Source organism: Ruminococcus sp. OA3 (genome assembly GCF_022440845.1).
Lineage (GTDB): Bacteria > Bacillota > Clostridia > Lachnospirales > Lachnospiraceae > Ruminococcus_G.
The window spans coordinates 2,612,411-2,627,978 of record NZ_JAKNTO010000001.1 but is presented as its reverse complement, the minus strand read 5'-3'; the positions used below and the strand labels follow the sequence as shown (position 1 = coordinate 2,627,978).

Annotated in this window: 12 protein-coding genes, 1 tRNA gene, 1 other RNA gene and 2 other annotated features; of the genes, 1 reads left to right on the top strand and 13 read right to left on the bottom strand. The window is 44.7% G+C overall.

The window, feature by feature from the left end; all coding sequences use genetic code 11:
* Positions 1-10: 10 nt before the first annotated feature.
* The 11 genes from pheT to MCG98_RS11730 form a co-directional block, all read right to left on the bottom strand.
* Positions 11-2,428 carry a phenylalanine--tRNA ligase subunit beta gene (gene pheT / locus MCG98_RS11775; RefSeq protein ID WP_240302158.1) on the bottom strand — a complete coding sequence of 806 codons (2,418 nt, stop codon included), beginning with the start codon at positions 2,426-2,428 and terminating at the stop codon, positions 11-13.
* Between the two features lie 44 nt (positions 2,429-2,472).
* Positions 2,473-3,492 (bottom strand): phenylalanine--tRNA ligase subunit alpha, encoded by a 1,020-nt coding sequence (gene pheS, locus MCG98_RS11770; RefSeq protein ID WP_240303428.1) that lies wholly within the window; start codon positions 3,490-3,492, stop codon positions 2,473-2,475.
* Between the two features lie 133 nt (positions 3,493-3,625).
* Positions 3,626-3,846 (bottom strand) — a binding site (T-box leader).
* A 146-nt stretch (positions 3,847-3,992) separates the two neighbouring features.
* Positions 3,993-5,597: a phosphoenolpyruvate carboxykinase (ATP) gene (gene pckA / locus MCG98_RS11765; RefSeq protein ID WP_240302157.1), complete on the bottom strand. Its 1,605-nt coding sequence runs from the start codon at positions 5,595-5,597 to the stop codon at positions 3,993-3,995.
* Positions 5,598-5,690: 93 nt separating this feature from the next.
* Positions 5,691-6,644: a YihY/virulence factor BrkB family protein gene (locus MCG98_RS11760; RefSeq protein ID WP_240302156.1), complete on the bottom strand. Its 954-nt coding sequence runs from the start codon at positions 6,642-6,644 to the stop codon at positions 5,691-5,693.
* A gap of 63 nt (positions 6,645-6,707) precedes the next feature.
* Positions 6,708-6,885: non-coding RNA, 6S RNA (ssrS, locus tag MCG98_RS11755), on the bottom strand.
* Between the two features lie 96 nt (positions 6,886-6,981).
* Positions 6,982-8,163: an MFS transporter gene (locus MCG98_RS11750; protein WP_240302155.1), complete on the bottom strand. Its 1,182-nt coding sequence runs from the start codon at positions 8,161-8,163 to the stop codon at positions 6,982-6,984.
* Between the two features lie 17 nt (positions 8,164-8,180).
* Positions 8,181-8,954, bottom strand: coding sequence for a hypothetical protein (locus tag MCG98_RS18960; protein WP_345891652.1), 774 nt, complete (start codon positions 8,952-8,954; stop codon positions 8,181-8,183).
* Positions 8,920-9,600 (bottom strand): dGTP triphosphohydrolase, encoded by a 681-nt coding sequence (gene dgt, locus MCG98_RS18955; protein WP_345891651.1) that lies wholly within the window; start codon positions 9,598-9,600, stop codon positions 8,920-8,922. The genes MCG98_RS18960 and dgt overlap by 35 nt, the downstream gene beginning before the upstream one ends.
* A 14-nt stretch (positions 9,601-9,614) precedes the next feature.
* Positions 9,615-11,102 (bottom strand): threonine synthase, encoded by a 1,488-nt coding sequence (gene thrC / locus MCG98_RS11740; protein ID WP_240302154.1) that lies wholly within the window; start codon positions 11,100-11,102, stop codon positions 9,615-9,617.
* Positions 11,103-11,284: 182 nt separating this feature from the next.
* Positions 11,285-12,163, bottom strand: a complete 879-nt coding sequence (locus tag MCG98_RS11735; protein WP_240302153.1) for a cell wall hydrolase — start codon at positions 12,161-12,163, stop codon at positions 11,285-11,287.
* A 225-nt stretch (positions 12,164-12,388) separates the two neighbouring features.
* On the bottom strand, positions 12,389-14,053 hold the full coding sequence (locus MCG98_RS11730; RefSeq protein WP_240302152.1) for a 2-isopropylmalate synthase: 1,665 nt from the start codon (positions 14,051-14,053) through the stop codon (positions 12,389-12,391).
* Between the two features lie 81 nt (positions 14,054-14,134).
* Positions 14,135-14,392 (bottom strand) — a binding site (T-box leader).
* A 223-nt stretch (positions 14,393-14,615) separates the two neighbouring features.
* On the opposite strand from MCG98_RS11730, the gene MCG98_RS11725 reads away from it, so the two are divergent.
* On the top strand, positions 14,616-14,834 hold the full coding sequence (locus tag MCG98_RS11725; protein WP_240302151.1) for a hypothetical protein: 219 nt from the start codon (positions 14,616-14,618) through the stop codon (positions 14,832-14,834).
* Positions 14,835-14,902: 68 nt separating this feature from the next.
* Here MCG98_RS11725 and MCG98_RS11720 read toward each other — a convergent pair.
* Positions 14,903-14,976: transfer RNA gene (locus tag MCG98_RS11720), tRNA-Pro, on the bottom strand.
* 98 nt (positions 14,977-15,074) lie between these two features.
* Positions 15,075-15,563 (bottom strand): 3-isopropylmalate dehydratase small subunit, encoded by a 489-nt coding sequence (leuD, locus tag MCG98_RS11715; protein ID WP_240302150.1) that lies wholly within the window; start codon positions 15,561-15,563, stop codon positions 15,075-15,077.
* Between the last annotated feature and the right edge of the window lie 5 nt (positions 15,564-15,568).

Genomic DNA, 15,568 nt, shown 5'->3' with positions numbered 1-15,568 from the left:
AAAACACCTGTTACTGTCTGAGGACAGCTCCCAAATCTTCCAAACCATTCAGTATCTTTTTCATTGCAGCAGTGATATCTGCTTCCTCAAGAGTTCTGTCAGCGGCACGGAACGTAATCGAATATGCAACTGATTTAAAGCCGTCTTCAATCTGGCTTCCCTCATATACATCGAACAGCTGATAGCTTTCCAGAATTTTTCCGCTGCGCTGTTCAATCACAGCTTCAATCTGACCGACGAGAATTTCTTTTGGCAGTACCATACTGATATCACGTGTCACCGCGGGGTATTTTGCAATGCCTGTATATTTTCTGTCATATGATGCAAATTCAAGTACTTTTAAGATGTCGACAACTGCCACATACACACGTGTTCCGATATCATAGTTATCAGCAACATCCGGATGTACCTCTCCAAGATATCCGATATTTACGCCATCGTAAATAACATTTGCCTGCCTGCCCGGATGCAGGAACGTCTTCCCTGCCTGCGGGTCATATTGCGGCTTCCTGTGCATTCCCACCTTCTCCAGAAACTCTTCGATGACGCCTTTCATCGTGAAAAAGTCTCCGTCTCCGTACATTCCGAGAGTAAGCATCATTCTCTCTTCGGGCAGCTCTTCAAGCGGCAGCTGTCCTGGAATATAAATGTTGCCAAGCTCGTACAGCTTCACATTCTTATTTCTGCGGTTGTAATTGGTGGACAGTGAAGTCAGCATCCCGTTCAGAGAAATTGTACGCATGATACTGAAATCCTCGCCCAGCGGATTCATGATCGTCACTGCCCTCCTGAGCGGACTGTCCGGTGTAATCAGCAGCTTATCAAATACCTTCGGACTTTCAAATGAGTAGCACATCCCCTGTGAGAATCCGCAGTATTCTGCTACGTCTCTGGCGGTTTCCTCAATGCGCATTTTAAATGAAATCTTACCGGTTGTAGCCTCCCCGCTCGGAAGTGTAGTGGGGATGTTGTCATACCCGTAAAAACGTGCAACTTCTTCCGCCAGATCTGCTGTCCGGAAAATATCGTGTCTGAATGTGGGAGCCACAATCTCATTTGTTCTCTCATCATACACCAGTTCTACACGTTTCAGATACTCCAGCATCTGTTCTTTTGGAATATCAGTGCCGAGCAGTGCATTAATCTTCTCCGGCTCAAACGGTACGCGCACAGGTTCTTTCTTTTTTGTATAAACGTCTGCGGTGCCTCCGACGACTTCGCCTGCACCCAGCTCTTCCATCAGCTGGCATGCACGGTCGATTGCGGCTTTCGCATTATTGGGATCCAGACCCTTTTCGAATTTCCCGGAAGCATCCGTACGCAGGCCGACACGTTTGCTGGACAGTCGGATATTCGTTCCGTCAAAACAGGCAGCCTCGAACAGGACTGTTTTGACAGAATCTGTGATCATGGAATTTTCGCCGCCCATGATGCCTGCAATACCCACTGGTTTCTCGGCATCGCAGATCATCAGAACTGAATCATCCATTTTGCGCTCCTGGCCATCCAGAGTCACAAAGTTCTCATCTTTTGCCGCACGCCTTACGATGATTTCATGTCCCGCAATCATATCAAGATCATACGCGTGCATCGGCTGTCCATACTCCTCCATCACGTAGTTTGTGATATCTACAAGGTTGTTGATCGGACGGATGCCATTCGTCGCCAGGCATCTCTGCATCCATTTTGGTGATGGTCCGACCTTGACATTTTTCACCACGCGCGCACAGTATCTCGGACAGAGATCCTCATCTTTAACCGTCACTTTGATATAGTCATTGACATCCTCATCATTTCCGGTCTCATTTACAGCAGGCGGATGAAATTCTTTTCTGAAGGTAGCAGCAGCTTCACGTGCGATTCCGATCACACTGTAGCAGTCCACACGGTTAGAAGTCACCTCATACTCAAATACAACATCTTCGAGGCCCAGCGCTTTGATGGCACTCTCACCAACCACGGAATCCTCCGGGAAAATATAGATACCATACTCCGGAGCTTCCGGGTACATGTCTCTTGTACTTCCGAGCTCCTCGATGGAACACATCATACCGTAAGACTCGATCCCTCTTAGTTTCCCTTTTTTGATCTTGATACCGCCCGGTGTCTTCTTTCCATCGTGTCCTCCTGCCACACGGCCTCCGTCCAGGACAACCGGCACTTTGTCTCCTTCTTTCACATTCGGAGCTCCGGTCACAATCTGTACATTTTCGGTTCCCACATTTACCTGACAGATAATCAGTTTATCCGCATCCGGATGCCTCTCGATTCTCTCGATCTGCCCGATGACAATATCCGACAGATCTGCATCCAGCTCCTCATACCCTTCTACTTTCGTTCCGGAAAGTGTCATGGCGTCTGTATATTCCTGCGCCGTCACATCCAGATCCGGCACATATTGTTTGATCCATGATAACGATGTATTCAATTTTTCTTCCTCCTGAATTTTAGATCATAACTACGCGTCTGCGCTTAGAACTGTTTTAAGAAACGGTCATCATTTTCATACAACAGTCTCATATCATCAATCTCATACTTTAATAATGCGATACGTTCCAGTCCGACCCCAAAAGCAAAACCTGTATATTCATCCGGATCAATGCCGCACATCTCCAGCACATGCGGATGAACCATACCACAGCCCAGGATCTCGATCCAGCCGGACCCTTTACAGAAACGGCAGCCGCTCCCGCCACATTTGAAGCAGGTTACATCAACCTCCGCACTCGGTTCTGTAAACGGGAAATGATGCGGACGGAATTTGGTTCTCGTCTCCTCACCGAACAGTTCCTTTGCAAACTCCTCCAGCGTTCCTTTCAGATCCGCAAATGTAATATTCCTGTCAACAACAAGACCTTCAATCTGATGGAATGACGGGGAATGTGTTGCATCCACTTCGTCGGAACGGAATACGCGTCCAGGTGCAATCATACGGATCGGAAGCTTCCCCTCCTCCATGACACGTGCCTGTACCGGGGATGTCTGGGTGCGCAGCACAATGTCTTTATTGATATAGAATGTATCCTGCTCATCCTTTGCCGGATGATTGGCAGGAATATTCAGTTTTTCAAAATTGTACATGTCGTACTCCACCTCTGGGCCTTCCACAACCTCGTACCCCATGCCGATGAAAATCCTCTCTACTTCTTCCAGTGCGATCGTATTCGGATGCCGATGACCCACTCTGGCGCGCTTGGCCGGGAGTGTGACATCGATCACTTCCTCTTTCATCTGGTGTTCACGGATCGCCCTTTCCAGGCGCACCTTTGTTTCTTCCAGATACTGCTCGATCTTTTCCCTTGTCTCGTTGACCATCTGTCCCACTTTCGGACGATCTTCCGCCGCAACATCCTTCATGCCCTTCAAAACAGAAGTTAACTTTCCTTTTTTTCCAAGAAAGCTGACACGCACATCATTTAACTTGTCAAGAGCATCCGAATCCTGAATGTTCTGTGTTGCCTCATCCAGAATTGCCTGCAATCTGTCTTTCATACTTTCACTCATGGTTCATTCTCCTTATCGATAGATTAATTTTCCATTTAATAAAAACGCCGTACGATCCCGGGGAGCGCTTTTATTGTACAGGGGACGAAGTTTCCAAAACAATTAAAAAAACTCCGTCCGCAAAAGGGACGAAGTTTGAAATCCGTGGTACCACCCTGATTCCCGGTTTTCACCGGGCACTCAAACAGCTTAACGCGCTCCGTACGGCATCTCCTACTTGATTTCAGAAATGCAGCTCCAGTGGGAATCTCAATATGTATCTGAACTCAAGGAGGCTTTCAGCCGGTGACCTCCCCTCTCTGATAGAAAATACATATCTACTGACACTTTCATCGCCGATATTTGTATAATTACTAATTTTAACACAAAGACCCGATGTGTCAAGAGAATTTTACTTTTTTTTATCTTTTTATGCTTTTCAAATAGAAAACACCGCATGCAAAATCCTTTTCTGATCTGCATACGGCATTTTTAATTATCAGTCTGTTTTATAACTGAGGTCCTGCAGAAACTAATGCTTTTCCTGCTTCATTGCCCTCATATTTTGCAAAGTTCTTTATAAATCTCTGTGCCAGGTCTTTCGCCTTCGTCTCCCACTCAGAAGCGTCTGCGTAGGTATCGCGTGGATCAAGGATCTTAGGATCTACGGACGGAAGCTCTGTCGGAATATCAAAATTAAAGAATGGAAGTTTTTTCGTCGGTGCTGTTGCAATGGATCCATCCAGAATTGCGTCGATGATACCACGAGTGTCACGGATGGAGATACGTTTTCCCGAACCATTCCATCCGGTGTTCACAAGGTATGCCTTTGCACCGCTCTCCTGCATTTTCTTAACAAGTTCCTCTGCGTATTTTGTCGGATGCAGTTCCAAGAATGCCTGACCGAAGCAAGCGGAGAAAGTAGGCGTCGGTTCAGTGATTCCACGCTCTGTACCGGCAAGTTTTGCCGTGAATCCAGACAGGAAATAATACTGTGTCTGTTCTGGAGTTAAAACAGATACAGGAGGAAGAACGCCGAATGCATCCGCAGACAGGAAGATCACATCCTTTGCTGCCGGAGCTGTTGAAACCGGACGAACAATATTTTCGATATGGTCAATCGGATAAGATACACGCGTATTCTCCGTCACGCTCTTGTCATCAAAGTCAATCTTACCGTCAGCATCAAGCGTAACGTTCTCCAGAAGAGCATTGCGTTTGATTGCATTGTAAATGTCCGGCTCAGACTCTTTGTCAAGGTTGATTACTTTAGCGTAGCATCCACCCTCAAAGTTGAATACCCCTTTATCATCCCAGCCATGCTCGTCATCTCCGATGAGAAGACGTTTCGGATCTGTTGACAGTGTGGTCTTTCCTGTTCCGGAAAGTCCGAAGAAAATTGCAGTATTCTCACCGTTCAGATCAGTGTTTGCAGAGCAGTGCATGGAAGCAATGCCTTTAAGCGGCAGGTAGTAGTTCATCATGGAGAACATACCCTTTTTCATCTCACCGCCGTACCAGGAATTCACGATAACCTGCTCACGGCTGGTGATGTTGAACATTACAGCGGTCTCTGAATTCAGGCCCAGCTCTTTATAATTCTCTACTTTTGCCTTTGAAGCGTTGTACACAACAAAATCCGGCTTAAAGTTTTCCAGTTCCTCTGCTGTAGGCTGGATAAACATGTTCTTAACAAAGTGAGCCTGCCATGCCACCTCAACAATAAAACGGATCGCCATCCGGGTATCCTCATTGGCACCGCAGAATGCGTCTACAACAAAAAGTCTTTTGTTGGAAAGTTCTTCCTTGGCAATTTTCATTACCACATCCCATGCTTCCTGGCTGGCGGGATGATTGTCATTCTTATACTCATCAGAAGTCCACCATACAGTGTCCTTAGAATTCTCATCCATGACAATGAATTTGTCTTTCGGTGAACGTCCCGTGTAAATACCGGTCATAACATTAACGGCACCGAGTTCACTTTCCTGGCCTTTTTCAAATCCTTCCAGATCTGGCTTGGTTTCTTCTTCAAATAACATCTCATAAGAAGGATTGTGAACGATTTCTGTCACTCCGGTAATACCATATTGGCTTAAATCAATGTTTGCCATTTTTTATCATCCTCTCTTTCGTTTAGTCAAGATTTTTTGTTTCTTTCCCATTATTACATTTTGTGAAAGAAAAATCAATATTTTATTTTTTTTTCAGATTTTTTTGCTGTCATCGTCCTCATCACTATCATTCTCATCCTCCTCATCCGACGCAGAGAATGAACGAAACTCCATATACAGATGTTCCACTGCCGTCTGCTGAAGTTTTCGGAATTTATCTTCAAAATATGCATTGATCTCAGCCCCCAGCAAAACAATGAACATACAGAAATAAACCCAAAGCATGATCATGATGATGGTAGTCAGGCTTCCATACATATTTGATACATTGAAATACTCCAGATATATGGAGAATATCAAAGAAAATACAGACCACGCAACCGCGGATATGACAGCTCCCGGCAACTGGCTTTTCAGTGTGGCCTTTCTGTTCGGCAAAAACTTATACATCAGCAGAAAAGCTACCGAAAGCACTGCCAGTGAAACTCCTGTCCGCATCTGCAAAATGCTTTTTGCAATCTCGCCAATCAGAGGATAGCTCACGGACAATGCCTCCTGTATGCTGTTTCCAAATACCAGCACAATCAGGGTCAGAATGATCACTGCGATAAAGAGCAATGTATATGCTGCCGACCGGATACGTGCCAGCACGTAATTTCTCGTCTCAAAGACCTGATAAACAGAATTCAGGCCATTCGTCAGCCCCTGCATTCCTTTTCCCGCTGTCCACAATGTAATGATAGCCGTAAGCGGTACAACCGCCAGTGACTTCGAGTAAACTTCCAGAATAATCTGTTTTACAAAGCTCTGGAAGTCCTCCGGCACAATCTGAATAACAGCATCCAGTATCATATTCTGTGTCAGGGGCGTATATCGTACAGAGGTCATCAGCAGAAGAATAAAAGGAATAAAGGAGAGCAAAATAAAGTAGGAACACTGAGCAGCATACGCGCTGATGTGATCCCTCGTCGCCCGGTCCATAAACCCAAATATGAGATTAGCAAAATTTTTCAATTTTTTAATAAATCCAATCTTATTCTTTTTCATACAGGATAACCTGCCTCTTGCATGAAAAGAGAGCCATGAAAATGACTCTCTCTCTTTATCTTTTGTGGTCCCGGGATGCCGGTCCTATATTTTGAGTCCTAGCGCTCGGCTAGGTGGGTATCCGCAGCTGGTCTTCTGCCTACCACAACGAGAGGTCTGACATCCGATCAGTGATATAGGATTCCCGTTTAAGATAATGTAGGTTCAAAATTAATAGGGTTGTCGCACATTCCAGGAAACCACAAACTGTTTTCTATATTTAGATTATACATTATTCTATGTAGTTTTACAAGAACCATACACAGTTTTTTCTTGTTGGGATATTTTAGTCAGCTAATTAATACGATCTGCCTTTATGATACAGCAGAAAACCAAATCCAGCCAGTGTATTTAACATAACTGCAATTACGGGGACAAATATCCCGGTTCCAAGTGAAAACCTCGCGCTGACACTTCCGATTACAGGGGATACCATGCTGCCGCCAATATACATTCCTGTGAATAATATGGTCGTCGCAGTCAGAGTATCTGCCTTTAGCCGTTCACAGCTGAGATATGTAGCATTGGGTATGGTGTTGCCTCCCGCAAAGCCTGTTACTGCCATGCAGATAACCATAATCACCGGATTGCCAAGAAGAATGCCAAGCAGCATTGCACCGGCAGCCAGTGCGCTTCCGTACGCAAGCTGATTCTGTGGTTTGATTCCCAGTCTGGGAAGGAGTATCCTGCTGACGGCTATGCCTGCCCAAAAGGCAGATAATGCGGCGGTGCCCAGCACTTCACTGCCCATCTCCACTTCAAAGAAGCGCCGGATCCATGCGGCTACACCGATCTGATGTGCACAGTAAGAGAACATTGCAAGGAACAGAAAAATGTTGCCGTCAGATTTCAGAAAAGTTATGATCCTTTTCATATTCATCCCTGTTTTTTCTGTCTCTTCATAATTCTTAACTCGGGGAGCTCCTGATTTTACAACCATCAGGTAGACAAAAGACAGGATCGCCTGTACTGCAAAGACGAATAAAAACACATGATTCCAGATCACGCCCCTGGAGACCAGAAACTGAAATACCAGTGGTGCAGTGACGTTGCCGACGCCATACAGAAAGTGCATGTCATTTAAACGGACCGATGACTCCGGATGAATGTCAACCATCAGGGCATTCCCGGCAGTATCCTGAACACCCATCGAAATCCCAAACAGTCCATATAACATAAACATCACTGCAAAAGGCGGCACCATTGAAAGCCCAAGCATGGAAATACAGGAAAACAGCAGTGCCAGCAGAGTTGCAATATGCTTCTTGATCCGGCCCGTCATAAACATCATCAGGAGAATGGCGGTGACTGAAAACGCATTCTGCAGCATCATGGGAAGACCCTGTGTGGAGGCCTTCAGATTGTATTTTTCAATAAAGTTTGAAAGGAAAAAGCCCTGCGTAGCACTGCCGTAAGCCAGTATAAACATTGAAAGCAATAACATCGCCGTATAAAAACCGGTTAAATGCTTTTTGATCACAGCATATCCCTCCCCGTCTACTGTATCCCATTCAGCTCCTGATACAGATTTTTCGCATAACTATCCGTCATACCGCTCACAAAATCCGTCACGAGGAGCAGTCTTAAGTACAGTTTTTCCCGTTCTGACTTTCCTTTAGCGTACGTGTGATACGTCTGCAGATAATTGTCGGAGATCAGGGATATCATCTTTCCTTCCATCATATCGATCGGCTCAGAGCAGTCATAATGTACGGCAGCCGGGACCAGTTTGTCCAGCAGAAACGTCAGTATGGTCCCTGCGGCAACTTCCAGTTTTAAAATAGGCTGTGAAGTGAACGCATAACGATGTGCAATATCACCCAGTGCCTCCATGACCCACGCCCCATCCGTCCCATAAAAGATATCATGCGGGTATGTCCCTGCCATGATATCATCATAATTCATGGTAAATCCATCCGTCGCAGCAAATATCAGAGAACTCTGCAGGCGTACCACCCAGTTCTGAACACTGTAGAGCTGCGGATCTTTGATATTCCGCCGGATGGCATTGTCATACTGATGCTTGAGAATTCCGACAGCATCGATTCCACGCCCGCCAGGTGCATGTTTTTCCTGAAAATCACTGATCTCCTGAAAAAGTTCTCTGTAGGAAATGCAGCCCTTTTTGAATGCATCTTCAATATCTGCAGTCCTGTATGCGATATCGTCCGCGGCTTCCAGGATAAAGGTGAGGGGATGACGGACCCCTGCTGCGGTCGTACCGGATGCAATATTCTCATACAGCTGTTGTTCTGCATAAAAATACCCCATTTTTTTTATCCCGGATGTTTCCGCTGCCAGGTTTCATCTGCGTGGAACTGACCGGGTATTTGATAATCGTATTCAAAAGAGCATACGTCAGATTCATACCGTATTCATTTACCAGAAAATGAAGCTTGCTCACAAGGCGCAGAGCCTGCGCATTTCCCTCAAAATGATACAGATCCTGGAGCATCTGTGCTGATAAATATTCCGGAACCGGACGACCGCACAGGATAACACCGGACAGATTTTTCATAAACCAGTCACGGATTGCCTCCTCCCCAAAATGACCAAACGGTGGATTTCCTATGTCATGTATCAGTCCCGCACACTGAAGGATATCACAGATATCACTTTTCGTCTGAAGATCAAAATCCGGATCTTTTTGATTTTTAAGAATATACTGTGCAATATTCTGTCCCAGTGACTTTGCAAACGAGGAGACTTCCATGGAGTGTGTCAGTCTGGTTCTAATAAAATCGCTTTTGTCAAGCGGAAACACCTGCGTCTTATCCTGAAGCCTGCGAAAGGATGCACTCCCTATGATCCGATGATAGTCCTTTTCAAATTCGCTCCTGAGGTCAGAGGATTTATAGTTTCCGCTCTTTTGATAAACGCCGGCTCTGACCGGTGAGAGCAAATCTTTCCATTTCATATCCATTCTCCAGATCAGATTCCCAGAATCTTTTTCACAATTCCCTTCATCTCATCTTTTTCAACTACCGTATCATGCAGCACCGGTGCACTGCGTATATCTTCGATCGCCTGCGGTACCTTTACCCTGGCAATTTTGGCGAGCTCGTCAACCAGTTCAAAATCTGTCATCTCATCGTATGATTTATCGATCGCATTCATCACGCTTCTTGTGAACTTAAACGGACTTGCTGTGGAAGCAAGCACTGCCTTCTTATCATCCCTCATATCCCGTCTGTATTTCTGGTAAACACTTGCTGCCACTGCAGTATGGGTATCGATGATATATCCTGCCGTCTCATAGATGCGGCGTATCGTCTGGGCAGTTTCCTCCTCGCTTGCATAATTGCCATAGTAATCCGCAAGCTTAGCCTTCATCGCATCGGTAATCGTATACTTTCCATCTGTTGAAAGCGCATCCATAAATGCCCTGTTCTGTTCGGAATCGTCTCCTGTCAGATGATAGATCAGTCGTTCCAGATTGCTGGAAATCAGAATATCCATTGACGGTGAGGATGTCAGGATAAATTCACGGTTGCGGTCATACGTTCCCGTCGTAAAGAAATCATACAGCACTTTATTTTCATTGGAAGCACAGATCAGCTTATCGATCGGCACTCCCATCTGTTTTGCGTAATACGCAGCCAGAATATTGCCGAAATTACCGGTAGGCACAACAACATTGACAGTTTCCTGCTGTTCAACCTCCTTATTTTTCACGAGGCTGGCATACGCGTATACGTAATATACCACCTGAGGTACCAGACGTCCGATATTGATAGAATTCGCAGAAGAAAACTGATAACCTGCCTGCAAGAGCTCATCCGCCAGTGCCGCGTCATTAAACATCTGCTTCACTCCGGTCTGGGCATCGTCAAAATTGCCTTCCAGCGCCACAACATACGTATTGCCGCCTTTCTGTGTCACCATCTGTTTTTCCTGGATCGGACTGACACCGTCTTTCGGATAAAAAACGATGATTTTTGTCCCGGGAACATCAGCAAATCCAGCCAATGCGGCTTTTCCAGTATCTCCGGAAGTCGCTGTCAGGATCACGATATCATTTTTCACCTGATTTTTACGGGCAGCCGTTGTCATCAGATGCGGAAGTATTGACAGTGCCATATCTTTAAAAGCAATGGTAGCTCCATGGAACAATTCCAGATAATACGTTCCGTCTGCCTTCACGATCGGGGCAATATCCTGCGTATCAAATTTTTCATCGTATGCCTTCTCTATGCAGTCCTGTAATTCTTCTTTCGTAAAATCTGTCAGAAAACGGCTCATGACTTCATACGCTACTTCCTGATATGTCATTTGGGACAGCGTCTCCATATCGATATCCAATGACGGAATCTGAGACGGAACAAAAAGACCTCCGTCTGCAGAGAGACCTTGAAGAATTGCCTTCGAAGCCGTTACTGTTTCATTATTTCCTCTTGTGCTTTTATACAAAATTTCCATTTGTATTACCATCCTCTTCTTTCTTCGCATAAATAAAAACCATATCAGCCTTCATCGCTAAAGATTATAGCATATAGTGAAGAATCCCGCAACGCGGCCGTGCATAAAAAGATTCATCCCAATACTATTTCCTGTCAATCAAAAAAGGTATTGTCAGCCTCCGGCAATACCTTTTTTGACTATTAATACTTATAAAAGCTGTGGCAGCCATGTTTAAACAGAAATGTGAGTTTGGAGTCAAACCATTTGACATTCTTTGCCTCAGAATATTCTTTTTCGAGGAAAAACAATGCCCCGTCGGAATAATCCTCCCCGTCAATCGCCCTGTTCACCGCTTCACGCGTCGTATCTGAAATTGCAACGGTTGCAATCCTTCCATCGATTGTCGGAGAAAACTGTGCGCTGCCGCCGGACTTATCCCACACGACCTCCGTCACACTGTCGGGAAACTGTTCGCTGGCAACCCTGTTAAATATCACATTTGCCACCAGAATCCGCCCCTTAATGTCCTCTCCTCCGGCCTCAGCCTCGACAATAGACAGCAGTGTTTCATAATCATTATCTGAAATCTTTGTTTTTTCTACCAGCTCCCACGACTGGTCATCGATAGAATTAACCGTTTCTTTTACCAGGCTTCCGACATCAAACTCCGACACCTCTTCCCGTATCGCGGTTCTCTGTCCCACCAGCACATCTTCCACGTTTGTACCAATCGGATGGTACTCACCGTTGGCGGCTTTCGTCGCATTTACACCATCTATGATCCCCTGAAAACCCTGCGGTATGGTTTCCTCTTCTTCCGGCTGCACAGTTACCTCTGCAGCACCGGCAGGGTCGGGGTCCTCATCAGGATCTGAAAGCTGTTCCTGCTTCGGGATATCTGCTGCTGTCCTCTGCTCTGTATCTGCATTTTTAGCAGAGACACTTCCGGCCGCAACACCTACTGCAGCCGCTGTCACAACAACACTGACTATAACAGCGGTTTTCGTCCGGCTGTGTTTTTCATTTCTCCGTGTCATAAGTGTCTTCACTTTGCACAGCAGTTTTTTAATTGCTTCCATCGATCTGTCCTTTGCCTTATGTGCTTTTCTACACTAAGCAAAGTATAGATATTCAGTTTGGTAAAGTCAATAGAAAAACCAAAATTTTGGCTGATTTCACTAATTATTCTCCACTTTTTCATGAAAAACGCCCATTATTTTATAAGCTTTTCTCCACTTTTCGACGAATATCGCATTTTTTTACATTTCTTTCTCCCCGCTCCCATCCAAACTTTGTATAAGATTTTAATGATGTTTTACCAGATTATTGATAGCTGTCACCAGTGCATCAATAGATGCCCTGATAATATCCGGATCAACTGCAGCTCCCCATGCCATCCGATCCTGGCTTCCTTTCACACCGACATATGCAATCGCTCTGGAGCTGGAACTCTTTTCAAGTGCATGTTCCTGATAAGTAACCAGCTCGTATTCCAGACCATACGCTTTTTTCAGGGCATTGCTGACCGCGTCGAGACGTCCGTTTCCAACTGCTTCTGTGACAATCGTCTCACTGTTATGGACAGAAGTTACCTGCGTTGTGATTCCATCTCTCTGCTGGAAATGAACCTCAACAACATTATAAGGTTCTGTGATATTCTCGTATTCTTTCTTAAACAGTTCAAATATTTCATCCGGATGCAGTTCTTTGTGCGTGTGGTCTGAGACTGCTTTTGCAGCGTAACCCATTGCCTCCCGCATCTTTGCCGGAAGGCAAAGTCCATATTTTGTTTCAAGGATATATCCGACACCGCCCTTTCCGGACTGGCTGTTTATGCGGATCACATCTGCATCGTAGTTTCTTCCAATATCTGTGGGGTCGATTGGCAGATACGGCACCGTCCAGCGATCAGGTGTCTTTTCATCGATCCATTTCATACCTTTTGCAATTGCATCCTGATGCGAACCGGAGAATGCAGCAAATACCAGTGAACCGCTGTACGGGCTTCTTGCATCGATCTGCATGCCGGTATATTCTTCATACTTCTCACAGATATCCGGCATATTCTCAAAGTTCAGTTCCGGATCTACCCCCTGTGCATACATATTCATTGCTAATGTAACTATATCCACATTTCCTGTGCGTTCTCCATTTCCAAACAAGGTTCCTTCTATACGGTCCGCCCCTGCCAGAATTCCCAGCTCAGAGTCTGCGACACCGCATCCCCTGTCATTGTGGGGATGAAGGGATACCACAACATTTTCACGATATTTCATGTTTTTACACATATATTCGATCTGACTTGCATAAACATGCGGCAATGAATGCTGTACTGTTACGGGAAGATTAATGATCGCTTTTTTATCCGGCGTTGGTTTCCATACATCCAAAACTGCATTTACTACGTCCAGTGCATATTCCGGTTCCGTCCCGGTGAAACTCTCCGGACTGTATTCGAACAGGAAATTTCCATCCGTTTCATCTGCCAGCTTTTTCAAAAGTTTTGCCCCATCGACTGCAATCTGCAAAATTTCTGCTTTTGATTTACGAAATACCTGCTCTCTCTGTGCCAGAGAAGTTGAATTGTAGACATGAACAACAGCTTTTTTTGCACCTTCCAAAGCCTCAAAAGTTTTTCGAATAATATGTTCCCTTGCCTGTGTCAGTACCTGAATCGTCACGTCATCCGGGATCAGATTCTGTTCGATCAACGTTCGAAGAAAAATGTATTCCGTATCAGAAGCTGCGGGAAAACCCACTTCAATCTCTTTAAATCCCACGTCAACAAGCAATTTGAAAAACTCAACTTTCTGGTCAAGACTCATAGGGATGACCAGAGCCTGATTGCCGTCGCGAAGGTCAACGCTGCACCAGATCGGCGCTTTTTCAATATACTCTTTTTTTGTCCAGTCCATACATTCTGTGGGCGGCATAAAATATTGCCGCTGATACTTTTTGTGATTCATCATAATTCGTTTCCTCCCTGTTTTTTGATAGATACAGTTTCCGATGCAATAGAAAAACAGCCTTTCGCTCAAATGCTGCTGCCAGCAAGAGACGAAAGACTGTTATAGTCTACGCGGTACCACTCTCATTTTATGAATAAACTTCATACACTCACCGGATACGGATGAATCCATCGATATCCTCCCCCAGATAACGGTCGGGGCTCCGTCTGCGTCTACTTTTCAAAGAATTTCGGGCAGCCGCTCAGAGGTGAGTTCCATCAATCTTATCTACTGCTTCACATCAGCCAGCAGCTTTCTGAAATCTAAAATGGATGTACTATTCCTCATCTCAGCATTTATTTATTTAACTGTTCTTAGATTATCATTAACAGACCATCATTGTCAACAACTTTTTTCCTGCCGCTTTTTAAATGCAACTTTTACTTTGCAGCTTACAACTAATACGTAATGTTTGGATAACTGCTCCGTATTCTTTACAAGGCGATCATCATTCAGTCAAAATTTATGCAATCTGACTTTTCAACCGCTGACCTGTCACTTAGTTCACAAAGGAGTTGATAACTTGAACACAGAGTATAAAAATAAAATATTGCAGTTTCTGATGATGGATGACTCTGAATTCCTCATACAGTTTTTAAATGATATGGAAGTTGAAGATATGAAAAACTTTACAGCAAAATTCCCTGAGTTTATGGCTGATTTAAATAATGATGAGACGATGGAAATATTGAAAAACACCATATACGAAAATATACTAAAAAAGCTGGGAATCAAAAAATGAAAATAAAAATCCACATATAAACTTTCGCAGCCATACCGCTTCAGTTATACATGGATTCAATCCGTAAATCGGGGCAACAGGATTCGAACCTGCGACCTCACGGCCCCCAGCCGTGCGCGCTACCAAGCTACGCCATACCCCGTTTTATTTTGCAGGAATGCCTCTTCCGGCATCCCTGCTGTTTTAATATTATATCTTATTCATCAAAAACTGTAAAGATCAATTTGCATCAATATTATATTATTTTTTAGCATTGATGTAGTTTACCAGTCCGCCACTTGTGATGATTTTCTGCATAAACTCCGGAAAGGGCTGCCCCTTAAAGGAAGTGCCTTTGGTTTTATTTGTTATGACACCACTGTCGAAGTCTACTTCAACCTCATCCCCGAATTCAATTCCCTGAGCTGCTTCCGGACATTCAATAATCGGCAAACCTATATTGATGGCATTTCTGTAGAAAATCCTTGCAAATGTCTCTGCTATAACACAACTTACACCAGCTGCCTTTATCGCAAGTGGTGCATGTTCTCTTGAAGATCCACAGCCAAAATTTTTATTTGCCACAATGATATCGCCTTTATTTACATTCTTCACAAAATCCCTGTCAATATCCTCCATGCAGTGTGTTGCCAGTTCTGCCGGATCAGAAGAATTCAGATAACGCGCAGGAATGATAACATCCGTATCTACGTTATCGCCGTATTTAAATACCGTTCCGTTTGCTTTCATGGTCT